Raw genomic sequence first — 22,196 nt, 5'->3', positions numbered from 1 at the left:
GCGCTCTGCGCGAGCAAAGGCGCGGGTGGGGGATGTGGGGCTCGCCCTACGCGCCTTTTCGCGCGGAAGGAACGCCTACACGACCTTGCCAGGATTCATCAGGCCGTTCGGATCCAGTGCCTGCTTGATGCTGCGCATCAACCCCAGCGCCACCGGCGACTTGCGCACGGCAAGCTCGTCGCGCTTCAACGCCCCGATCCCGTGCTCCGCCGAGATCGACCCGCCACACGCTCCCACCGCGTCGTAGACGATGGTGTTGACCGCCGCTTCGTGCTGCAGCAGGAACTGCTTCGCGTCGCCGCCTTCGGGCGCCTGCACGTTGTAGTGCAGGTTGCCGTCGCCCAGGTGGCCGAAGTTGACCAGCCGCACCCCCGGCAACGCGGCGCGCAACGCCGCATCGGTGGCGGCCACGAAGTCGACGATGCGCGACACCGGCAGCGAGATGTCGTGCTTGATGTTCAAGCCTTCCTCCGACTGCGCCAGCGGGATCGACTCGCGCAGGTGCCACAGGCCGTTCGACTGCTCGATGCTCTCGGCCACCGCGGCATCGGTGATCAGCCCACGCTCCAGCGCGGTTTCCAGCAGGCCCTCGAACAGCGCCCGGGCGTGCTGCTCGCCCTCGGTGTCGGACTGCTCCAGCAGCACCGTCCACGGCGACGGCGGCAAGGGCTGGCGCAGTTGCGGGTAGTGGCGGCGCACCAGCCCGAGCGCGAACTCGCCCATCAGCTCGAACCCGGTGAGGCCGGCACCCAGCCGCGCCTGCGCAAGTTGCAGCAGTGCGACAGCGGACGGCAGGTCCGGCAGCGCGGCCAGCGCCGTCAGCGTCGCCGCGGGTTGCGGGTAGAGCTTCAGCGTGGCCGCGGTGATGATGCCGAGCGTGCCCTCGCTGCCGATGAAGAGGTCGCGCAGGTCGTAGCCGGTGTTGTCCTTGCGCAGGCCCGACAGGCCGTGCCACACCTCGCCCTGCGCGGTGACGACCTCGAGCCCCAGGCACAGCTCGCGCGCATTGCCGTAGCGCAGCACCTGCGTGCCGCCGGCATTGGTCGCGAGGTTGCCGCCGATCGTGCAGCTGCCCTCGGCCGCGAGGCTGAGCGGAAACAGCAGCCCGTCGGCCGCAGCCGCCTCCTGCACCGACTGCAGCACGCAGCCGGCCTCGACCGTCATCGTCAGGTTGGCCGCATCGATGCTGCGCACGCGGTCCATGCGCGACAGCGTCAGCAGCACCTGGGTGCCGCTGTCGTCCGGCACGCCGCCGCCAACCAGCCCGGTGTTGCCGCCCTGCGGCACGATGGCCGTGCCATGCCGCGCGCAGACGGCGACCACCTGGGCCACCTCGTCGGTCGAGCTCGGCCGCACGACGGCCAGCGCACGGCCGCGGTAGCGCCTGCGCCAGTCCTGTTCGTAGCCGGCCAGGTCGCCGTCGGTCAGCACGTTGGCCGGGCCGACGATCGCGCGCAGCGATTCGAGCAGCAGCGGCTTCATGCGGCCTCCTTCGCGGGTTCGACGGGGGCGGCATGGCCCAATCGCCAGCGCACATGCAGCCCGCAGGCGGTGAACAGCACCAGGCACAGCAGTACCTCGATGAGGCCGAGCACCGTGCCGGGCCCGCGGTCGCTGCCGGCGCGCACCACGCCTTCGATGAAATAGAGCCACACCAGCAGGCTGACCCAGCGGTAGGTGTACATGCGGTGGCGCAGCAGCCCAGCCAGCGCGAAGGCGAGCGGCAGCACCTTCAGCGCGAGCCAGGTGCCGCCCGGCCGCAGCGGCGCGAGCCACAGCTCCCAGGCCACGCCGAGCACGATGAGCCCGGCGAGGCTGCCGACCGCGAGCGCGCGGGTCCACAGCACGACAGGCGGAAGGGGGGCAGAGGAGGCGGAAGGAGCAGGGGGCGCAGTCATCGCTGGCTATGATGCCATCGATGAATCTCCCGACACGCGCCGAAGCCCAAGCCCTGACGTTGACATGGCGGCAGCAGCTCTCGCGCGCACTGCAGACGCTGCAGACCTGGCCGTGGCTCGAGACGCTGGTCACGCTGCGCCAGCGCTTCCGCGAGGACCGCCTGGGCCTGACCGCCAGCAGCCTGACCTTCACGACGCTGATCTCGCTGGTGCCGCTGGTCACGGTGATGCTGGCGGTGTTCACCGCGTTCCCGATGTTCTCGAGCTTCCAGGACGCGCTGCAGAAGTACTTCCTGCAGAGCCTCGTGCCCGATTCGATCGCCAAGCCGGTGCTGGGCGCGCTGACGCAGTTCGCGAGCAAGGCGAACCGGCTCGGCACCTTCGGCCTGGTGGTGCTGGTGTTCACCGCGCTCGCGCTGATGCTGACGATCGACCGCACGCTGAACGCGATCTGGCGCGTGCCCAAGCCGCGGCCGATCGCGCAGCGCGTGCTGGTGTACTGGGCCGCCGTCACGCTCGGGCCGCTGCTGCTGGGCGTGAGCCTGTCGCTCACTTCGTACGCGATCTCGGCCTCGCGCGGCGTGGTCGGCGTGATGCCGGGCGGCGTCAGCTTCCTGCTGAACGTGCTCGAGTTCGCGCTGTTGTCGGCGGCGATGGCGGGCCTGTTCCACTACGTGCCGAACACGCTGGTGCGCTGGCGGCATGCGGCGGCCGGCGGCGTGTTCGTCGCGGCGGGCTTCGAGGTCGCGAAGAAGGGCCTGGGCTGGTACCTGAGCTCGGTGCCGACCTACACCACGCTGTACGGCGCGTTCGCGACGGTGCCGATCCTGCTGATCTGGATCTACCTCGGCTGGGTGATCGTGCTGCTCGGCGCGGTGGTCGCGGCGTATGCGCCGAGCCTGCAGATGCGCGTGATCCGCCGGCCGTCCACGCCGGGCTACCTGTTCCAGCTGGCGGTGGGCATGCTGCGCGAGCTGGCGCAGGCGCGCGCGCTCAGCACGCACGGCATCAGCGCGGCGCAGCTGTCGGAGACGCTGCGCACCGATCCGCTGCAGATCGAGCCGCTGCTCGACACGCTGGTCGCGATCGACTGGGTCGGCCGGCTCGACGAGGAGGGCAACTCGCGCTACGTGCTGCTGTGCGACCCCGCGACCACCTCGGCGCAGCCGCTGATCGCTCAGGTGCTGCTCGACCCGACGCCGACGCTGCGCGGGTTCTGGCACCGGGCGCAGTTCGGCAACATGATGTTGAGGGACGTGATCGCGGCGGATTGAACGCGGTACGGGTGCATCTGTGTCGGTCGCGGACCGGAACCTCGCGAGTGCGCGCGACCACAGAACGTTTTTGGTTTCCTGCGCCTCTCACCATGCATCGATTGCCCTCCGGCCCTCCGGTCTTCATTCCGAATGTTCCTCTGGCCTCGCGGGACACGGCGCGGAACAGCCATGCGCTCAACAAGACAAATGCGGCCACCACGCTGGCCGCTTTGGATGCTTGCGTGGGTCTGCCGGAATTGACGGCGATGCTCGCCCTCAGGGATCGATGGATACCCGAGGATCCGCTTCGCGAATGCGTGCAATGGATGGCCGTTCTCCATCCCGAGCGGCGACGTCTCCTGGCCGAGCTGGAGACGGTTCGCTCCACATTGCTGGAGGCATCTTCCGTCGACGACCGGGGCGGTCGGGTAGGTGCCATCAAGCGGGCCGCGATGTCGCTGCGCCGGTTGGCTGACCAGTGGCGTGCAGCTCCATTCTTCACTGGCGGACAGTCGCTCGACAAGATCCTCCGCGATATGCCCGACCCAGCGCACGCAGTGTCTGATGATTGGGGCGAACTGATCGTTGCGATCAAGCGTTTGAACCTCGCCGTCGAGTGGCCCGCTGCTGCGCCGATTGATGGCGTGCATGTCCGAGGTCAACTGCGCGCGATCGGTGAAGAGCTCAGATGCGCGACATGGACTCCGCAACTGCAGGCCCGGACATTCTTCAGTTCGTGCGATCGGTTGGGCTCGCTTCCGTTGACGGGATCCGAATGGCTGAGGGCAAGACTGCCCTGGTTCCGTGCCAAGGTCTTCACAGCCAAGACGCCGGAACAACTGGCCGATGCCGTTCAATGGCTGGCCAGCGTCGCGGAGAAGCAGACTTTTCTGGCTGAACTGGCGGCGATCAAATCCGAGCCGTGGCGCGCGGCCACCGCCGGCAATCGTGGCGATGGCCGAGACATCGATTCCGCACTGCGAATGCTTGTGGTGCAGCTGGGACGCTACAAAGATCTGCTGCGCAGGCTTCCGGAGGCAGACCTGATCGCGGCTGCATTGCCCGATCCCGCCGATGCCGTTGGGGAACGCAGGATCAGCCTGTTGTTCGTCATCCAACGGATGGATCATGCAATATCGAGTGTCGACGCCTCGTCCCCTTGCTGCCCGTCCCTCAACTGTCAGGAGGCTGCGGCGGAGATCGCGGCGCATGCCGTGTCATTGGGGATGGGTCGCCTGAATCGACGCCAAAGGGCAGACGCTGTCCAGGCGCTGTGTTGCGCGATGACCCAACTGCCGGTCGCCTTGGAGAAACGCTGGCATTTTCAGGTGCGCTGCGTGATTGCCGAGGTATCCGAAGCTGTCGACGTCATTGGGTTGAAATCGATTCTGCAAAGATTCGCCGCTCAACTGCGGTCAGCCCCGTTGCTCGCATGAATCACGCAATTCTTGCCCCGCCGCTTCGCGCAGTACATCGCATCGTCCGCCAGCTGCAGCAGCCGCTGCGGGTTCTGCGCATCGCCGGGCGCCAGCGCGTAGCCGATGCTCGCGCTGATGCCATGCCGGTCGACGCCCGCCACCGCCTGCAGCATGTGCAGCGCGAGCGCATGCGCGCCGGCGGTGTCGCGCACCGGCGCCAGCACCAGAAACTCGTCGCCGCCGAAGCGGCCCACCGCGTCCTCGGCGCGCACCGCGGCCTGCAGCGCGCGTGCCACCGACACCAGCAGCTCATCACCCGTCCGGTGCCCCAGCCGGTCGTTCACCGCCTTGAACCCATCGAGGTCGACGAAGAACAGCGCCACCGGCAGCTGCACCGCATCGAGCAGCGCCGCCTCGATGCGGTCCATCATCGTGCGCCGGCTCAGCACGTCGGTCAGCGCGTCGCGCTCGACGCTGCGCTTGAGCTGCTGCTGCGTGATCGTCAGCTCGTGCACGTCGACCGTCACGGTGTAGACGCCGATCACCTCGCCGCAGGCATCGAAGTCGGGCACGTAGCTGGTGCGCATCCAGCGCTGCCCCTGGGACGCCAGGTCGACCATGCGCGCGTACTGCACCGTGTGCCCGGCCAGCGCCTGCACGAAGTACGGCTCGTGCTCGGCCCAGCGCTTGGAGCCGCGCACGTCGCCGATCGGCCGGCCCAGCAACTGCTTCGGCTGCTGGCCGGTCGCCTCGACATACGCCTTGTTGACGAAGCGCAGCACGAAGTCGCGGTCGACGTAGGTCAGCGGGAACGGGATGTTCTCGGTGAAGCGGTCGAGCCGCTGGCGTGCGGCGACCAGCGCCTCGCGCTCCAGCACATCCTGGTGGATGTCGATCGCGATCGTGAAGATGCCGTCGACGCGGCCGGCCGGGTCGAGGTGCGGCAGCACCTGGATGCGCGCCCAGCGGCCGGCATGGCAGCCGTGCTTCAGCCGCCGCTCGTAGTTGACGGTGCGCCCCTGCGCGGCCTGCGCGAACGCCCCGCTCGCGCGCTCCCAGGCCTCGTCGCCGTACAGCTCGGCCAGCGTGTGGCCCAGCAGCTCCTCGCGGCCGCGTTGCGCCCAGCTCAGGTAGGGGTCGTTGCAGAACACCAGCCGGTGCTGCAGGTCCCAGCGGCCGATCGGCAGGTCGATCGCATCGATCAGCCGCTCGATGTGGGCGAGCTGCTCGAGGACGGGCAGGTCCTTGGCGTCCATGGCCTGGCTCTAGAACGGGATCCTGCCCACCCAGATGTCCTTGTACATGACCCAGTCGCCCATGAAGCTGTACAGCGGGCGCTTGAACGAGGCCGGCCGGTTCTTCTCGAACACGAAGTGCCCGACCCACGCGAAGCCGTAGCCGCACAGCAGCGCGTAGACGAAGTAGAGCGGCTGGCCGCGCACGAGGCCGGTCACGAGACACAGCAACGCCAGGCTGGAGCCGATGAAGTGCAGGCGGCGGCAGGTGCGGTTCGCATGCTCGCCGAGGTAGTACGGGTAGAACTCCGCGAAGCTCTTCAGCGACTGAACGGTACTGCTGTTCATCGGGCTTCCTCCGAAATGAAGGCCTGGATCGCATTCAACACGGCGTCGGGCACCTCTCCCATCAGGGAATGCCCGGCCGGCAACGCCAGAACCTTCGCATGCAACGCATGGGCCAGTGCGGCGCTCGCCTTCGGCGGCGTCATCTGATCGTGCGCGCCGACGATCATCAGGCTGCCGCAGCGCACCCGGGCGGCCGCTTCGAGCCCGCCGGCGTAGCGGTTGCACACCTGGAAATCCTGGTGGAACAGGTTGCCATGCCCCGCGGCGGCGTGCCCCGCCTGCAGGCGGCGCATCAGCGCCCGGTTCGCGCCGTGCAGCGAGAAGCCCGGCGCCGGGGCCGAAGGCTTGGCGGCGTGGCCGGCGTGCGAGAACGCGTTGACCATGTCGATCGCCTTCAGCGGCGCATCCAGCGAGGTCGACAGCAGCGTGTCGGACACCTTCATCGGGTACGCCGGGCCGAGCAGCACCAGCCGGCTCGCGCGCTCGCCGAGCCGGGCGGCGGCTTCGAGCGCGATCAGCGAGCCCATGCTGTGGCCGACCAGGGCCGCACGCTCGATGCCGGCCGCGGCCAGCAGCGCGAGCAGCCAGTCGGCACAGGCCTCGACGCTCGCCAGCGCCGGCCCGTCGCTGCGGCCGTGGCCGGGCAGGTCGGGCACCAGCACCGCACGGCCGTGGTGCGCGAGCGAGCGGCTCTGCAGCCCCCACACGCTGTGGTCGTGCATCGCGCCGTGGATGAACACTACCGCCGGCAGCCCGGGGTCGAGTGTCTTGCCGCCGGTGTAGACGAAGGCCGCACGGCCCTGCACGTCGAGCTTCATGCGCCACCCGCCTTCTGCGCGGCCCGCAGCGCGCGCGACAGGTCGTCGATCAGGTCGTCGGCATCCTCCAGCCCGATCGACAGCCGGATCGTGCCCTGCGTGATGCCGGCCTGCGCGAGCGCGGCATCGTCCATGCGGAAATGCGTGGTCGTCGCCGGGTGGATCACCAGCGAGCGGCAGTCGCCGACGTTGGCCAGGTGCGAGAACACCTTCAGCGCCTCGATGAAGGCACGGCCCTGCGCGCGCTGGCCCTTCAGGTCGAAGCTGAACACCGAGCCGCTGCCGCGCGGCAGCAGGCGTTTCGCGAGTTCATGGTCGGGGTGGGTCGGCAGGTCGGGGTGGCCGACGCGCGCGACCATCGGGTGCGCAGCCAGGAAGGCGACCACCTTGCGCGCGTTCGCCATGTGGCGCTCCATCCGCAGCGACAGCGTCTCGACGCCCTGCAGGATCAGCCACGCGGTGTGCGGGCTCATGCAGGCGCCGAAATCGCGCAGCCCCTCGCGCCGCGCGCGCAGCAGGAAGGCGCCGACGGTGCTCTCCTCGCTGAACACCATGCCGTGGAAGCCGTCGTAGGGGCGGGTCAGCTCGGGGAATCGTCCGGAGGCGTCCCAGTCGAATTGCCCGCTGTCGACCAGCACGCCGCCGATCACGGTGCCGTGGCCGCTCAGGAACTTGGTGGCCGAGTGGTAGACGAGGTCGGCCCCGTGGTCGAACGGGCGCATCAGCCACGGCGAGGTCAGCGTCGAGTCGACCAGCAGCGGCAGCCCATGCTCGTGCGCGATCGCGCTGACGGTGGGGATGTCGAGCACGTCCAGCCCGGGGTTGCCGACGGTCTCGCCGAACAGCAGCCGCGTCTCGGGGCGGATCGCGGCGCGCCAGCCGTCGATGTCGCCGGGGCGCACGAAGGTGGTGGCGATGCCGAAGCGCGCCAGCGTGTAGTGCAGCAGGTTGTGCGAGCCGCCGTACAGCGCGCTGCTCGCGACGATGTGCGAGCCCGCGCCGGCCAGCGTGCAGATCGCCAGGTGCAGGGCGGCCTGCCCGCTGGCGGTCGCGATCGCGCCGGTGCCGCCTTCGAGCGCCGCGACGCGTTCTTCCAGCACCGCGGTGGTCGGGTTCGAGATGCGGCTGTAGACGTGCCCCGAGCGCTCCATGTTGAACAGCGCCGCGGCATGGTCGCTGCTCTCGAACACGAAGCTGGTGCTCAGGTGGATCGGCACCGCGCGGGCGCCGGTGGACGGGTCGGGGCCGGCGCCTGCGTGCAGCGCAAGCGTGTCGAAGCCGGGGTCGGATGGGCCGGGCATGGGATCTCCTGTCGTTCTTCGCGGCCGCCGGAGGCACCTCGTGGGTGCAGCCGGGGATGTTGTTGTGAAGAATTGTGGGCTATATTGGCCCGACACACCCCCAAGGAGAGGACCCATGAAAGTCGCAGACATCCTGCGTGTCAAGGGCGGCACGCTTTTCACTGTCTCGCCCGACCAGCCGCTGGCGCATGCCGTGCGCACGATGGCCGAGCGCGACATCGGGTCGCTGGTGGTGATGGAGCACGGCGACCTCGCCGGCATGCTCACCTTCCGCGAGGTGATCCTGGCCGTGGTCGGCAACGGCGGCACGGTCGGCACGACCATCGTGCGCACCGTGATGGACGACCACCCGCTGACCTGCACGCCCGAGACCGAGATCGACGAGGTGCGCCGCATGATGCTCGAGCGCCACGCCCGCTACATGCCGGTGATGACGCAGCGCACGCTGATGGGCGTGATCTCGTTCTACGACGTCGCGAAGGCAGTGGTCGACAGCCAGGACTTCGAGAACCGGATGCTGAAGGCGTATATCCGCGACTGGCCCGTCGAGGATCAACAACCTGTTCAGAACTGACGCTGCTCGCTCGGCGAGGCGTCTCCCTGGAATCACGCTTGTTCGCGATGCCACGGATTCAGAAGCCGCGCGCCGGTGGTTTTGAAGTCGGCGACATTTCGGGTGACAACGATCAGGCCGTGAACCAGGGCGGTCGCAGCGATGAGCGCATCGCGATCGGAGCACGGGTCCGGCACGTGCAAGGTGGCACAGCGCAAAGCGACCGTCGTGTCCACGGGGAGAATCCTCTCGCCGAAGGTGCGCAGGACTTGCTCGTCCATCCATCTGCGCAAGTTCGCAGATTGCGCAGCGTCGCGACGCTGCAATCGCAATATTCCAAGCTCCAGTTCAAGAACAGTCACCGCCGAGATCGACAAATCGGCCGCAGTGACGGAAGCCGCCCAAACCACCACATGGGGATCGGCGCGGCCGCTCGGAGCCTTGCGCAGCTCGGACACCACGTTGGTGTCGAGCAGATACATCAGTCGAACTCCGCCGCGCGGTAAGCGGAGCCCAATCGCCCAGGCTCGAACTCGATATCGGCGCCCTCGGACATTCCGAGCAAGTCGACGATGCTCGGCAGGTTTCCCGTGAGTTCGCGATAGCGCTCGTAGGTCATCAACACATGAGACGGCTGGCCGCGGTCCGTGATGACCACCGGTCCTTGTGCAGCGGCCTTCTTCGCACGAGCCGTGTCCTGGTTGAATTCCCTGCTGGAAAGTGTGGTGGTGATCCTCATCGCGGCGTCCTCCATCTACGTAGCAACGTTACTAGATTGACGGTGCGCCGACAACAGAAATGAAAAGGCCCGCCCTTCACAGAGCGGGCCTTCTTCACCAGCGGCTCACTCAGAACGAGTGGCGGATGCCGGTGGTGAATTCCGTGATGTTGCGGTCCCCGGCGTTCGTCAGGCCGGCCGGCACGGCGCTGGCCCAGCGATCAGCATAGCCGTCGCCTTCGTTCTTGAAGCGCGTCACCGCGCTGTACAGCGCCGTGCGCTTCGACAGATCGTACTGGTAACCGACGCCGAAGGCTTGCGTCTTGCCTTCGTTCACGTTCTTGGCCTTGTTCTGCACGTACTGCGCGCGCACCGTGTTCGCGCCGAAGCGGTAGTCGCCGCCCACCCAGAAGCCCTGGCCGTCGGCATCCACCGCGCTGCGGTCGTTCACCGAGATCACGCCGGCCGTGCCGTGCCAGTCGCCGTACGTGTAGCCGACCGCGCCCGAGGTCGTGCGCACGTCCTGCGAGGTCAGGTCCTGCTTGTCGTCGACGAACGACAGCATCGCGTCGAAGCCGTAGCCGCTGTAGCGGGCGTAGACGTCGGCCGTGCGCTGCTCGTTGGTCGCGCCGGTGGACTCGCCGAAGCCCCACAGTGCGCCGGCCTTGAAGCCGCTGAAGGTCGGGGTCTCGTACTTGACCGAGTTGTTGATGCGCGCCGGGCCGCCGTTGCCGGTGGCCGTGGTGGTGGTGCCGCCGCGCACCGGCTCGTAGCCGCCGAAGCCGCCGATGACGGCCGTGCTCGCGCCGGTCGAGACGTTCGAGAACTCGCTGAAGTCGCTCGACAGGTTGTAGATGCTGCCGTACTGGCGACCCAGGGTCAGCGTGCCGAACTGCGCCGAGCCGATGCCGACATACGACTGGCGGCCCCAGAACGCGTTCTGGCCGTTGGTGCCGTCGTCGATGTTGACGCCGCTTTCGAGCACGGCCAGGGCACGCAGGCCGCCGCCGAGGTCTTCGGTGACGCGCAGGCCGAAGCGCGAGCCCTGCAGGCCGCCCGACTGCACGCGGCTCAGGTTGGCCGCGCCGTTGGCGAACTGCACGTAGGCATCGGCGACGCCGTACAGCGTCACGTTGGTGGTGGATTGTTGTGCGTCTTGCGCGTTGGCGGCCGACGCGGCAGCCAGGGCGACTGCGGTCACTGCAAAGGTGGCGAACTTCATGAGATTCTTCTCCGATCAGTAGGTGGACCCCTTGTCCCACAGGCACGCGTCCAACTCCGACCGCGTGGCAGACACCGACCGGTGCTGCGTCTTGGGGGTGAATGCTAGGGTTGTCCCTGACTGTGAAAAACCCCATCACCGGCAAGTCGGCATTGCTGAATCAGCAAGGATTCCGCTCTTGAAGCACCGGGCTGCGCTCCCAAGGGACGAACCCTTAAACTTCAAGGCCGCCTTCGCATCACGATGTGTTGGCGCCTCGTTCCCGTTTTCCGTCTTGAAGGCACCCATGTCCGGCAGCACCCTCGGCACCCTGTTCCGCGTCACCAACTTCGGCGAGTCGCACGGGCCGGCCATCGGGTGCGTGATCGACGGCTGCCCGCCGGGGATGGAGCTCAGCGAAGCCGACATCCAGCCCGAGCTCGATCGCCGCCGCCCCGGCACCTCGCGCCACGTGACGCAGCGCAACGAGCCGGATGCGGTGGAGATCCTGTCCGGCGTCTACGAGGGCAAGACCACCGGCACGCCGATCTGCCTGCTGATCCGCAATACCGACCAGCGCAGCAAGGACTACGGCAACATCCTGCAGACCTTCCGGCCCGGCCACGCCGACTACACCTACTGGCACAAGTACGGCATCCGCGACCCGCGCGGCGGCGGGCGCGCGTCGGCCCGGCTCACCGCGCCGATGGTCGGCGCCGGCGCCGTGGCGCGCAAATGGCTGAAGGCGCAGTACGGCACCACCTTCCGCGGCCACATGACCCAGCTGGGCGAGCTGGAGATTCCGTTCGAGGGCCACCAGCACATCGGCGAGAACCCGTTCTTCGCCGCCAACGCCTCGAAGATCGCCGAACTCGAGGCCTACATGGACGCGCTGCGCAAGTCGGGCGATTCGGTCGGCGCGCGCATCCGCGTCGAGGCGGCGCAGGTGCCGGTCGGGCTGGGCGAGCCGCTGTTCGACAAGCTCGACGCCGACATCGCCTACGCGATGATGGGCATCAACGCGGTGAAGGGCGTCGAGATCGGCGCCGGCTTCGCGAGCGTCGCGCAGCGCGGCACGCAGCATGGCGACGAGCTGACGCCGCAGGGCTTCCGCACCAACAACGCCGGTGGCGTGCTGGGCGGCATCAGCACCGGCCAGGACATCACCGTCAACATCGCGATCAAGCCGACCAGCTCGATCCACAGCCCGCGCGATTCGATCGACCTGCAGGGCAATCCGACCGTCGTGCAGACGCACGGCCGCCACGACCCCTGCGTCGGCATCCGCGCCACGCCGATCGCCGAGGCGATGCTGGCGCTCGTGCTGATGGACCACGCGCTGCGGCACCGGGCGCAGTGCGGTGACGTGCGCGTCGAGACACCGCGCATCGCATAGGGCGACAGGCCGTGTGAGGGATTGCCGCAAATCGTCGCAAACCAGGCCGATCTCCCCGCGAAACCGCAAGGCGCATCCCTTGCTTTCCGATGGATGAGCCCTCGGGAGTCCGTGCCATGAACCTGCGCCTTGCGACGACGATCACCTTCGGCCTGCTGTTGGCGGGCTGCGGCGGCGGTGGCGATGACAGCAGCACGACCGGCGCTCCTTCCGGCAACGTCGACCCGCCCCCGCCTGCGCAGGCCACCAAGCCCTCCGAGCGCCAGCTGAAGAAGAGCTTCACCTCGCTCGACGGCACGCTGCCGGTCTGGTACTGGGAGTACCTGCCGGCCGACTACACAGGCAGTGGCAAGACGTACCCGCTGATGGTGTTCTTCCACGGCGCCGGCGAGACCGGCGCGGCCAACGGTTCGCAACTCGACAACGTCAAGCGCCATGGTCCGCCGAAGCTGATCGCCGCCAACAATGACATGTGCTTCGACATGCCAGCCGGGCGTGAATGCTTCATCGTCGTCTCGCCGCAGGACAGCCGCGGCTGGTGGAACGGCAACGACACCGCCGGCATGCTGGCGCATGCGATCAAGACCTACCGGGTCGATCCGAAGCGCATCTACGTGACCGGGCTGTCGATGGGCGGCGGGGCGGCCTGGAGCCTGGCGACCGCATCGGTGGCGGGTTCGTCACCGAAGACCTCGTGGGCATCGCAGATCGCCGCGTTGGTGCCGATCGCCGGCGCGGCCGATCCGAAGGGTGCGAACAACGGCATCTGCAACGCGATGGTCGCCGGCAACCTGCCGGTGTTCGCCTTCCACGGCACGGCCGACACCACGGTGCTGCCGGCGCTGTCGCAGGGCTGGGTCGACAAGCTGAACAAGGCGACGGCGGCCGACGGCTACACCTGCGCGAACGCGGTCGACCCGGCGGCGAAGCTGACGCTGTACCCGGGCGTCGGCCACGATTCGTGGACGCGCACCTACGACCCGGCCGCGCAGGTCGAGACCGGCCGCAACATCTACCAGTGGATGCTTGCCCACACGCGCTGATGCCTTGCCGCAGGCGCTACGCTGGCGGCCATGAAAACCATCCGACTCGGCCGCAGCGGCCTGCAGGTGTCGCGCATCGCGCTCGGCATGATGACCTACGGCCGCCCCGACTGGCGGCCCTGGGTGCTCGACGAGGCCGCGAGCCGGCCGCTGGTGCAGCGCGCTGTCGAGCTCGGCATCAACTTCTTCGACACCGCCGACATGTACTCGTCCGGCGAGAGCGAGGTGCTGACCGGCCGCTTCATCCGCGAGTTCTGCCGGCGCGACGAGGTCGTCATCGCGAGCAAGGCCTACTACCTGGTCGAGATGGAATACCGCAACGCCGCGACCGCGTTCGACCAGGCTCCGCCGAACCTGCACGGCCTGAGCCGCAAGCGCTTGTTCCATGCGGTCGATGCGAGCCTCGCCCGCCTGAAGACCGACTACATCGACCTCTACCAGATCCACCGCTTCGACCCGAACACGCCGGTCGAGGAGACGATGGAGGCGCTGCACGACCTGGTGAAGGCGGGCAAGGTGCGCTACCTGGGGGCGAGTTCGATGTGGGCCTGGCAGTTCGCGAAGATGCAGGAGACCGCGCGCCGCCACGGCTGGACGCCGTTCATCAGCATGCAGAACCACTACAACCTGGCCTACCGCGAGGAAGAGCGCGAGATGATTCCGCTGTGCCGCGACCAGGGCGTGGGCCTGATCCCGTGGAGCCCGCTGGCACGCGGCTTCCTGGCCGGCAACCGGGCCCGTGACGACAAGGCCGGCGGCGCGACCGCGCGGGCGCAGACCGACAACATCGCGCAGACCCTGTACTACCGCGACAGCGACTTCAAGACGGTGGAGCGGCTGAAGGCGCTGGCGGCGCAGCGTGGCGTCAGCCCGGCGACGCTGGCCTGTGCGTGGCTGCTGCACCAGCCGGGCGTCAGCGCGCCGATCATCGGCGCCAGCAAGCTGCCGCAGCTCGACGAGGCGGTGGCGGCCGCCGAGCTGTCGCTGCCGCCGGACGAATTGCGGGCGCTCGGCGAAGGCTACGAGCCGCACCCGATCGCCGGGCACCAGTGATCCGTCGTCGCTGATCGCAGTTCGTCGCGAAGTTCCACCGATTCGTCGGGCCGGTTCACGGCTCGGCCCCCCCAATCTGCAGTCTGTCGCAGACCTTGTCAGACGGGTGGGGGCCGAATCTACACTCCCGCCCATGAATACAGCACACAACGATCACGGCGCCGCCTCACACGGGCAGCAGCCGGTGGGCGGAGGATCATCACGGACCTCCCGGCGTGGACTCTGGGTGGGCGGCGCGATCGGCGCGGTGGTCATCGTCGGCCTCGTGCTGGCGCTGGTGCCCGGCCGCAGCAACGGCTCGAAGGAGGGCGGCGACAAGAAGAAGGAGCCGGCGCTCGTCGCGCTCGAGTTCGTCGCGTCCGAGGTCGTGCAGCCGAAGCAGCTCGCGATGCCGCTGGTGGTGGAGTTCTCCGGGCCGCTGGTCGCACCGCGCACCGCGGTGATCCGCGCCAAGGCCACCGGCACGCTGCTCGAACTGAAGGTGGCCGAAGGCAGCCGCGTCAAGGCCGGCCAGCTGCTCGGCGACATCGACCTGGCCGACCTGCAGAGCCGCGTCGCCGACCGTTCGGCATCGGTCGAATCCGCGCAGGCCGCGCTGGTCGAGGCCGAACGCACGCATGCCGCCAACGTCGGCCTGTCGGCGCAGAACTTCATCTCGCCGACCGCGCTGCAGTCGTCGCAGGCCCGCCTCGATTCGGCGCGCGCGCAGCTCAAGTCGGCGCAGGCCCAGCTGGCCACCACGCGCGTCGGCGTCAGGGAAGCGGCGCTGGTCGCGCCGATCTCCGGCATCGTCGGCAAGCGCCATGTGGTGCCCGGCGAGAAGGTCAGCGCCGAGCAGCAGCTGCTGACGGTGGTCGACCTGTCGACGCTGGAGCTCGCCGGCACCGTCGGCACGCACGAGGTCTCGCTGCTGAAGCCCGGCCAGCCGGTGCAGGTGCAGGTGGAAGGGCAGGGCCAGCCGGTGCCGGGCCGCATCGACCGCATCGCCCCCGCCGCCGAGGCCGGCACGCGTGCGATCGGCGTGGTCGTGGTGCTGGACAACCGCCAGGAGCTGTTCCGCGCCGGTCAGTACGCGCAGGCCCGCGTGGTGCTGCCCGACGAGGCGCCGCGCCTCACGTTGCCGATCAGCGCGGTCGGCCAGGCCTCGGGCCAGGATTTCGTCTGGACGCTCGAGAAGGACGCGCTGGTGCGCCGCATCGTGATCACCGGCCGCAAGGATGCCGCGAGCGACCGCATCGAGATCGCCAAGGGCCTCGCGGCCGACAGCCAGGTGCTCGGCGCGCGCTTCGACAACCTGCGCGAAGGCCAGCCGGCGAAGATCGTCACGCAGCGCACGGCGCCGAAGGCCGCTTCCGCGACGTCGGCGGCCTCCGCCGTCGCCAGTTCCTGATCCTGGAGACCGACCGCCATGTGGTTCACCCGCGTCTCCATCAACAACCCCGTCTTCGCGACGATGATCATGGCCGCGCTGTGCGTGCTCGGCCTGTTCTCGTACAGCCAGCTGCGCGTCGAGCGCCTGCCCGACATCTCGCCGCCGATCGTCTTCGTCAGCGTCGCCTACCCGGGCGCCTCGCCCGACGCGACCGAGACCGAGCTGACCCGCCCGATCGAGCTGGCGCTGAACGGCATCTCCGGCGTGAAGATGATCCGCTCGAACAGCTTCGAGGGCCGCAGCGAGACGGTCGTCGAGTTCCAGCTCAGCGCCGACATGACGCGCGCGGTGCAGGACGTGCGCGACAAGGTCGCGGCGGTGCAGCCGGTGTTCCCGCGCGACGCGAAGACGCCGTTCGTCTCGCGCTTCGACGGCGACAACGCGCAGCCCACCGTCTACCTGTCGCTGCTGGCGCCCGACCGCAGCGCGCGCGAGCTCTCGCTGCTGGCCGACCAGGTGGTGCGCAAGCGGCTGGAGCGCTCGGCCGGCGTGGCACGCGTCGACGTCGGCGGCATGACGGTGCGCCAGGTGCGCATCGACCTCGACCCGCAGCGCCTGCGCGCCTACCAGCTGACGCCGGCCGACGTGTCCGCCGCGCTGCAGCGCGCCAACGCCGACATGCCGGTCGGCCAGCTCAGCAGCGCGAAGGAGGACGCGATCGTGCGCGTCGAGGGCAAGGTGCGCGACGCCAAGGCCTTCGCCGACGTGGTGATCGCGTCGCGCAACGGCATGGTGGTGCGGCTGGCCGACCTCGGCGAGCTGGTCGAGCGCGAGCGCGAGCCCGATTCGCTGTCGCGCGTCGACGGCGTGCCGGCCATCTCGTTCCAGGTCTACAAGCAGCAGGATGCCAACATCGTCGAGACCGGCGCCGCCATCAAGGAGGCCGCCGAGGAGCTGCGCAAGAGCCTGCCGCCCGGCGTCGAGCTGAAGCTGGTGTACGCCGACAGCGACTGGGTCGAGCGCAGCCTGACGGGCGTCAAGCACACGCTGGTCGAAGGCGCGCTGCTGACGATCGCGATCGTGTTCCTGTTCCTGCACAGCTGGCGCAGCACGGTGATCACCGGCCTGACGCTGCCGATCGCGGTGATCTCGTCCTTCATCGCGGTGTACGCGTTCGGCTTCACGCTGAACTTCATGACGATGATGGCGCTGAGCCTGTGCATCGGGCTCTTGATCGACGATGCGATCGTGGTGCGCGAGAACATCGTGCGCCACGTGCACATGGGCAAGAGCCACGTGCAGGCGGCGCGCGAGGGCACCGAGGAGATCGGCCTGGCGGTGATGGCCACCACCTTCGCGATCTGCGCGGTGTTCGTGCCGGTGGCCTTCATGAAGGGCATCATCGGCAAGTTCTTCTTCCCGTTCGGCGTCACGGTGGCGGTGGCGGTGCTGGTGTCGCTGTTCGTCAGCTTCACGCTCGACCCGATGCTGTCCAGCATCTGGCGCGATCCGCCGACCAACCGCCTCGCGAAGCTGCCGGTGCTCGGCCACCTGATGCGCTGGACCGACCGCGGCATGGACGTGCTGCATGTCGTCTACGAGCGCACGATCCGCTGGGTGTTCTCGGGCCGGCGCTACCGCATGCTGTTCCCGCCGATCCCGGCCTGGGGCCGGCCCTTCGATGCCGACGGCCGGCGCGATGCCTCGCAGCGGCGCGGTGTGCGCCTGGCGACCGTCACGCCGCGCGCGCTGGTGCTGCTGGGCGCGCTCGGCAGCTTCGTGATGGCCTTGTTCCTGTCGACGCAGATCGGCAGCGAGTTCATCCCCGATGCCGACAACAGCTACATCCAGCTGAACGTGACGTTGCCGGTGGGCACCAGCCTGCCGCGCGCGAGCGCGAAGCTGGCGCAGGTGGAGCAGGTGATCCGCGGCATGAGCGAGGTGCGCCTGACCTCGACGACGATCGGCGACACCGGCAACGGCAGCCGCAACTCGGCGACGCTCGCGATCCAGCTGGTGAAGCCCGGCGAGCGCAAGCGCAAGCAGAGCGAGGTCGAGGCGGCGATGCGCGAGGCGCTGAAGCCGATTCCCGGCATCGAGATCACGGTCGGCCAGCAGCCGATCTACGTCGCGCTGCTCGGGCCCGATCCGAAGGTGCTCGAGACCGAGGTGCAGCGGCTCGCCGACAAGGTCGCCAAGGTCAAGGGCATCGCCGACCTGACGACCTCGGTGAAGCCCGGCCTGCCGGCCTACGCGGTGCGGCTGAAGCCCGACGCGGTGCGCGAACTCGGCCTCACCACCAGCCAGCTGGCGACCAGCCTGCGCAGCTACGTGAACGGTGACGTGGCCACGTACTGGACCTCGCCCGACGGCGAGCAGGTCGACGTCGAACTGCGGCTGCCGCAGGCCTCGCGCGAGAACATCACGCAGCTCGACAGCCTGCCGGTCGCCTATGCGAAGGACGGCACGCCGATCGCGCTGTCGCGCGTGGCCGACATCGTGCCGGTGGTGAACCCGCTGGTGATCAAGCGCCAGGACCTGCAGCGCCGCCAGGCCATCTATGCCGGCACGCAGGGCCGCCCGAGCGGCGACGTGGGTGCCGACGTGCAGAAGATCGTCAAGGAGACGCAGCTGCCGCCGGGCTACCGCTTCGACGTCGGCGGGCAGACCAAGGACCAGGCCGAGGCCCTGAGCGGCATCCTGATGGCGCTGGTCGCGGCCGTCATCTTCATCTACATCGTGCTGGCCTCGCAGTTCGGCAGCTTCCTGCAGCCGGTGGCGATCATGGTGTCGCTGCCGCTGGCGCTGCTGGGCGTGATGATCGCGCTGTGGGTGACGCGCTCGACGCTGAACCTGTTCTCGATGATCGGCCTGGTGATGCTGATGGGGCTGGTGACGAAGAACGCGATCCTGCTGGTCGACTTCGCGAACCACGGCCGCAAGGCCGGCCTCTCGATGGCCGACGCGCTGCTGCAGGCCGGGCTGGTGCGGATGCGACCGATCATCATGACGACGGCCGCGATGGTGTTCGGCATGCTGCCGCTGGCGCTCGCGCTCGGCGAGGGCGGCGAGATCCAGGCGGGCATGGGGCGGGCCATCATCGGCGGCGTGATCACGTCGACGCTGCTGACGCTGATCGTCGTGCCGGTGGTGTATTCCTACCTCGTGCGAGAGCGCAAACCCTCGCCGGTGCACGACGAAGCACCGGCCCTGCCGAGCGGGGATCTCATCGCCAAGTAGTCAGAACAGGTGCCCGACGTTGAACCAGGTCAGCAGGCCCAGCGCCGCGAAGATCGCCGCCGCGATGCCGTGCACGAGCTTGATCGGCAGCTTCGTCGCGGCCTGGTGCCCGAGCAGCACCGCGGGCACGTTGGCCAGCATCATCCCGAGCGTCGTGCCGGCCACCACCGCGCCGAGGTCGGCATAGCGCGCGGCGAGGGCGACGGTCGCGATCTGCGTCTTGTCGCCCATCTCGGCGAGGAAGAACGCGATCACCGTGGTGCCGAACACGCCGAAGCGCTGCGGGGCGGCCTCGTCCTCGTCGATCTTGTCGGGGACCAGCATCCACGCGGCCATCGCGAGGAACGACCCACCGATGATCCAGCGCAGCGTGTCCGGCCCGAGCCAGGCTGCGATCGCGGTGCCGACGGCGCCGGCCAGCGCATGGTTGACGAGGGTCGCGACCAGGATGCCGAGGATGATCGGCAGCGGGCGGCGGAACCTGGCGGCGAGCAGCAGCGCGAGCAGCTGGGTCTTGTCGCCGATCTCGCCGAGCGCGACGGCGCCGGTCGAGACGAGGAAGGCTTCCATGAGGGGGCAGTACTCCGGGGCCGGTGGACGCAACGACCGCGCCGCAACCCCGGCCCTTCCGGAGGCAGCACGGTCATCGGTCTTGCCAGGCCTGTGACAGGGTCACTGCTGCCTGCGCCATGGCCTGAGGGCCAAGTGTGTTGACGCAAGCCCCTGCAGTGGCTGCAGGGCGGCTACTCCCCAATGACGGGTGGGGCGCATTGTAGTCGCGCCGGATGTCGTCGAGGCTGACGGTGAGGTCGATGTCCAGTGTCGAGTAGTCGCCCGTCAGGCGATCGGTGGGGCAGGCTGCAGGGCGGGTTGTCATCGTCGCTTCCTTCTCGGCAAGTGCGGGAAGCGGCAGTCTGCAAGTCAACTCGTAACCAGATGTGGCCATTGAGTAACCCGCCGGATACATCTTGGCGGATCGGCTGTCACGGAAGTCACACCTGGCGCGACACGTGGATCACGTCGCGCACGATCGGGTAGATGTGGTTCTGCCAGCGCCGGCCGCTGAAGACGCCGTAGTGGCCGACGCCGGCTTGCACGTAGTGTGTGCGCAGGTACGGCCGCAGCCCGCTGCACAGGTCCTGCGCGGCGAGGGTCTGGCCGGGCGCGCAGATGTCGTCGCGCTCGCCCTCGACCGTCAGCAGCGCAGTGCGGCGGATCGCGGCCGGCTCGACCGGGCGCCCGCGGAACGTGAGCCGGCCGAGCGGCAGCGCGTACTCCTGGAACACCAGCCGCACGGTCTCGAGGTAGAACTCGGCCGGCAGGTCGGCGACCGCGAAGTACTCCTCGTAGAAGTTGCGCGTCGCGGCGGCCTGCTTCAGCCGGTCTTCATCCGGCTGCGGGTGCGCCAGGTTTTCGTAGTAGGTCTTGAAGGCGTTGATGTGCCGATCCTTGTTCATGCTCATGAACGCGGTCAGCTGCACGAAGCCCGGGTAGACGCGGCGGCCGGCGCCCGGATAGCGCCACGGCACGACGCCGATCAGGTGCTTCTCGAACCACGCGATGTCCTTGGTCATCGCGAGCTTGTTGACCTCGGTCGGGCTGATGCGGCAATCGATCGGCCCGGCCATCAGCGTCAGGCTCAGCGGCGTGGCCGGGTGGCGGTCCTGCGACATCACCGCGACGGCGCTCAGCGCGGCCACGCAGGGCTGGCAGATCGCCATCAGGTGCGCGCCCTCGCCGATCGCCGCGAGGAAGTCGATCAGGTGCTGCGTGTACTCGTCGAGCCCGAACGGGCCGGCCGAGAGCGGCATCTCGCGGCCGTTGTGCCAGTCGGTGATGTAGACGTCGTGGTCGGCGAGCATCGTGCGCACGGTGTCGCGCAGCAGCGTCGCGAAGTGGCCGGACATCGGCGCGACGATCAGCACCCGCGGCTGCGGTGCCGCGGTGGGGTTGCCCCTGTCCTTGCGGAAGTGCAGCAGCGTCGCGAACGGCGTCACCAACGCGGCCTCCTCGGTGACGGCCACCGGCTCGCCGGCGACGAGCACGCTCTCGATGCCGAACGCCGGGCGGTGGTGCGTCACCTGGGCCAGGCCCATCAGCTCGCAGGCGGCCGCAAGCTTGCGGTTGCCTGCGAGCGCCGACCAGCCGAAGCTCGGGTCCTGCAGCATCGGCAGCGCCGTGCGCGCGAGCGCCTGCAGCGGCCACATCATGTCGGCGTGGGCCTGGTAAGCCTGGTACATCATGGGTTCTCCTGCGCGCGGTAGCGTGCGCAGGAGAACGAGCAACTTGCGCGCCAGCCGGCCGGCACGCACCAGGCCGTGGCACAGCGCTTGCAATGCCATGCCGGACACGCCGCCCCGCCGCGTGGTTTCGGAGACCCCGCATGTCGACCGTCGCCGCGAAGAAGCCTGCTGCCAAGCCTGCTCCGAGGAAGGCGGAGGCTGCCACGGCGAAGGCGACGCTGACGCTCAGCAGCCGCAACTACTCGTCGTGGTCGCTGCGCGGCTGGCTGCTGGCGCGCTTCGCCGGGTTGGACTTCGACGAGGTGATGGTGTCGCCCGACGACGCCGATGCGCGCAAGGAACTGCTGCTGCTCGCGCCGTCGATCCGCGTGCCCTGCCTGACGCACGAGGGCGCAAAGGTGTGGAACACGCTCGCGATCGCGCAGTACCTGGACGAGATCAAGCCGGGCGCCGGCCTGATGCCGAAGGACCGCATCGCGCGGGCGCATTGCCGTTCGGTCAGCGGCGAGATGAACTCGGGCTTCGCGAACCTGCGCAGCTCGCTGCCGATGAACTTGAAGGCGCATCACCCGGGGCACAAGATCTGGGCCGGCGCGCAGCCCGACATCGACCGCATCACCGAGATCTGGACCGAGTGCCTCGAGGCGTACGGCGGCCCGTACCTGTTCGGCGCGCAGCGCACGATGGCCGACGCGATGTACGCGCCGGTGGTCACGCGCTTCCTGACCTACGGCGTCAAGCTGAACAAGCCCTGCATCCTCTACTGCCAGGCCATCATGGCGATGCCGGAGATGAAGGAATGGATCGCTGCGGCGAAGGCCGAGCCCGACGACATCGAAGAACTCGACATGGAATTTTGAGCGTCGGCGCGGAAGGCGCGTGCGGGGAGTCTGTGGCGCGCCGGACGGGTCGGTCATCGCCCCTGGGGGCGATGACTCCCCTGCGCTGACTGGTTTCATGGCCCGTCGCCCAAACTCCCGCCACTCACTTCGTTCGTTGTGGTCAAACAGTGGGCGACAGTCAGTTCACGAAGCGTGCTGCGCACGCGGGCCATGAAACCAGCCAGCTCCGGCGACCCGTCCTAATTGGCGCTCCACAGACTC

20 protein-coding genes and 1 riboswitch are annotated in these 22,196 nt (G+C 68.8%); of the genes, 9 read left to right on the top strand and 11 right to left on the bottom strand.

Features of this window, described 5'->3' with window-relative positions; all coding sequences use genetic code 11:
* Positions 1 to 75 precede the first annotated feature (75 nt).
* Positions 76 to 1,482: an FAD-binding oxidoreductase gene (locus AC1D1T_RS13785; RefSeq protein ID WP_477825578.1), complete on the bottom strand. Its 1,407-nt coding sequence runs from the start codon at positions 1,480 to 1,482 to the stop codon at positions 76 to 78.
* Positions 1,479 to 1,898 (bottom strand): DUF2069 domain-containing protein, encoded by a 420-nt coding sequence (locus AC1D1T_RS13780; protein ID WP_477825579.1) that lies wholly within the window; start codon positions 1,896 to 1,898, stop codon positions 1,479 to 1,481. The genes AC1D1T_RS13785 and AC1D1T_RS13780 overlap by 4 nt, the downstream gene beginning before the upstream one ends.
* A gap of 20 nt (positions 1,899 to 1,918) precedes the next feature.
* Between AC1D1T_RS13780 and AC1D1T_RS13775 the strand changes: the two genes are divergently transcribed.
* Positions 1,919 to 3,172: a YihY family inner membrane protein gene (locus AC1D1T_RS13775; RefSeq protein WP_047595453.1), complete on the top strand. Its 1,254-nt coding sequence runs from the start codon at positions 1,919 to 1,921 to the stop codon at positions 3,170 to 3,172.
* 92 nt (positions 3,173 to 3,264) lie between these two features.
* Positions 3,265 to 4,590, top strand: coding sequence for a hypothetical protein (locus AC1D1T_RS13770; protein ID WP_477825581.1), 1,326 nt, complete (start codon positions 3,265 to 3,267; stop codon positions 4,588 to 4,590).
* Here the strand turns inward: AC1D1T_RS13770 and AC1D1T_RS13765 are convergent.
* From AC1D1T_RS13765 to AC1D1T_RS13750, 4 genes are read right to left on the bottom strand one after another with little or no spacing between them, the layout of a single operon-like run.
* Positions 4,560 to 5,828, bottom strand: coding sequence for a diguanylate cyclase domain-containing protein (locus AC1D1T_RS13765; protein WP_477825582.1), 1,269 nt, complete (start codon positions 5,826 to 5,828; stop codon positions 4,560 to 4,562). The two genes, AC1D1T_RS13770 and AC1D1T_RS13765, sit on opposite strands and share 31 nt — an antisense overlap.
* Positions 5,829 to 5,837: 9 nt before the next feature.
* Positions 5,838 to 6,155: an Mpo1-like protein gene (locus AC1D1T_RS13760; RefSeq protein WP_047502895.1), complete on the bottom strand. Its 318-nt coding sequence runs from the start codon at positions 6,153 to 6,155 to the stop codon at positions 5,838 to 5,840.
* Entirely contained in the window at positions 6,152 to 6,973 is an 822-nt protein-coding gene (locus tag AC1D1T_RS13755) for an alpha/beta fold hydrolase (RefSeq protein WP_477825583.1), read from the bottom strand. The genes AC1D1T_RS13760 and AC1D1T_RS13755 overlap by 4 nt, the downstream gene beginning before the upstream one ends.
* The gene (locus AC1D1T_RS13750; RefSeq protein WP_477842294.1) at positions 6,970 to 8,274 is read right to left on the bottom strand and encodes an O-acetylhomoserine aminocarboxypropyltransferase; all 1,305 of its coding nucleotides are present in this window, start codon (positions 8,272 to 8,274) and stop codon (positions 6,970 to 6,972) included. Before AC1D1T_RS13750 ends, AC1D1T_RS13755 begins: the two co-directional genes overlap by 4 nt.
* 115 nt (positions 8,275 to 8,389) lie before the next feature.
* Between AC1D1T_RS13750 and AC1D1T_RS13745 the strand changes: the two genes are divergently transcribed.
* Positions 8,390 to 8,848, top strand: a complete 459-nt coding sequence (locus AC1D1T_RS13745; RefSeq protein WP_047502890.1) for a CBS domain-containing protein — start codon at positions 8,390 to 8,392, stop codon at positions 8,846 to 8,848.
* A 32-nt stretch (positions 8,849 to 8,880) separates the two neighbouring features.
* On the opposite strand, the gene AC1D1T_RS13740 is transcribed toward AC1D1T_RS13745, so the two are convergent.
* The 3 genes from AC1D1T_RS13740 to AC1D1T_RS13730 all read right to left on the bottom strand — a co-directional run bounded on the left by AC1D1T_RS13740 (position 8,881) and on the right by AC1D1T_RS13730 (position 10,767).
* Positions 8,881 to 9,312, bottom strand: a complete 432-nt coding sequence (locus AC1D1T_RS13740) for a type II toxin-antitoxin system VapC family toxin (protein WP_477825586.1) — start codon at positions 9,310 to 9,312, stop codon at positions 8,881 to 8,883.
* Complete coding sequence (locus AC1D1T_RS13735) at positions 9,309 to 9,566, bottom strand: type II toxin-antitoxin system Phd/YefM family antitoxin (RefSeq protein WP_477842296.1); 258 nt, start codon at positions 9,564 to 9,566, stop codon at positions 9,309 to 9,311. The genes AC1D1T_RS13740 and AC1D1T_RS13735 overlap by 4 nt, the downstream gene beginning before the upstream one ends.
* Before the next feature lie 109 nt (positions 9,567 to 9,675).
* Positions 9,676 to 10,767: a porin gene (locus AC1D1T_RS13730; protein ID WP_477992002.1), complete on the bottom strand. Its 1,092-nt coding sequence runs from the start codon at positions 10,765 to 10,767 to the stop codon at positions 9,676 to 9,678.
* A 286-nt stretch (positions 10,768 to 11,053) separates the two neighbouring features.
* On the opposite strand from AC1D1T_RS13730, the gene aroC reads away from it, so the two are divergent.
* The 5 genes from aroC to AC1D1T_RS13705 all read left to right on the top strand — a co-directional run bounded on the left by aroC (position 11,054) and on the right by AC1D1T_RS13705 (position 18,850).
* Positions 11,054 to 12,142, top strand: coding sequence for a chorismate synthase (gene aroC / locus AC1D1T_RS13725; protein WP_477992001.1), 1,089 nt, complete (start codon positions 11,054 to 11,056; stop codon positions 12,140 to 12,142).
* A 116-nt stretch (positions 12,143 to 12,258) separates the two neighbouring features.
* Positions 12,259 to 13,185 (top strand): carboxylesterase family protein, encoded by a 927-nt coding sequence (locus AC1D1T_RS13720; RefSeq protein WP_477992000.1) that lies wholly within the window; start codon positions 12,259 to 12,261, stop codon positions 13,183 to 13,185.
* A gap of 30 nt (positions 13,186 to 13,215) precedes the next feature.
* Positions 13,216 to 14,238, top strand: coding sequence for an aldo/keto reductase (locus AC1D1T_RS13715; RefSeq protein ID WP_477991999.1), 1,023 nt, complete (start codon positions 13,216 to 13,218; stop codon positions 14,236 to 14,238).
* Positions 14,239 to 14,464: 226 nt separating this feature from the next.
* Complete coding sequence (locus AC1D1T_RS13710) at positions 14,465 to 15,628, top strand: efflux RND transporter periplasmic adaptor subunit (RefSeq protein ID WP_477828174.1); 1,164 nt, start codon at positions 14,465 to 14,467, stop codon at positions 15,626 to 15,628.
* Positions 15,629 to 15,646: 18 nt separating this feature from the next.
* Positions 15,647 to 18,850, top strand: a complete 3,204-nt coding sequence (locus AC1D1T_RS13705; RefSeq protein WP_477991998.1) for an efflux RND transporter permease subunit — start codon at positions 15,647 to 15,649, stop codon at positions 18,848 to 18,850.
* Here the strand turns inward: AC1D1T_RS13705 and AC1D1T_RS13700 are convergent, their stop codons facing one another.
* A complete protein-coding gene (locus AC1D1T_RS13700; RefSeq protein WP_477828684.1) occupies positions 18,851 to 19,420 on the bottom strand; it encodes a TMEM165/GDT1 family protein in 570 nt (189 codons plus the stop codon).
* 8 nt (positions 19,421 to 19,428) lie between these two features.
* Positions 19,429 to 19,614: riboswitch (yybP-ykoY riboswitch) on the bottom strand.
* A 228-nt stretch (positions 19,615 to 19,842) separates the two neighbouring features.
* The gene (locus AC1D1T_RS13695; RefSeq protein WP_465111646.1) at positions 19,843 to 21,093 is read right to left on the bottom strand and encodes a polyhydroxyalkanoate depolymerase; all 1,251 of its coding nucleotides are present in this window, start codon (positions 21,091 to 21,093) and stop codon (positions 19,843 to 19,845) included.
* Positions 21,094 to 21,233: 140 nt separating this feature from the next.
* Here AC1D1T_RS13695 and AC1D1T_RS13690 point away from each other — a divergent pair, with 140 nt between their 5' ends.
* Complete coding sequence (locus tag AC1D1T_RS13690; protein WP_465111647.1) at positions 21,234 to 21,953, top strand: glutathione S-transferase; 720 nt, start codon at positions 21,234 to 21,236, stop codon at positions 21,951 to 21,953.
* Positions 21,954 to 22,196: the final 243 nt, after the last annotated feature.

Source organism: Rhizobacter sp. P2_H3 (genome assembly GCF_056403355.1).
The sequence above is the reverse complement of the archived record's forward strand: the minus strand, read 5'-3'. Positions and strand labels throughout refer to the sequence as shown.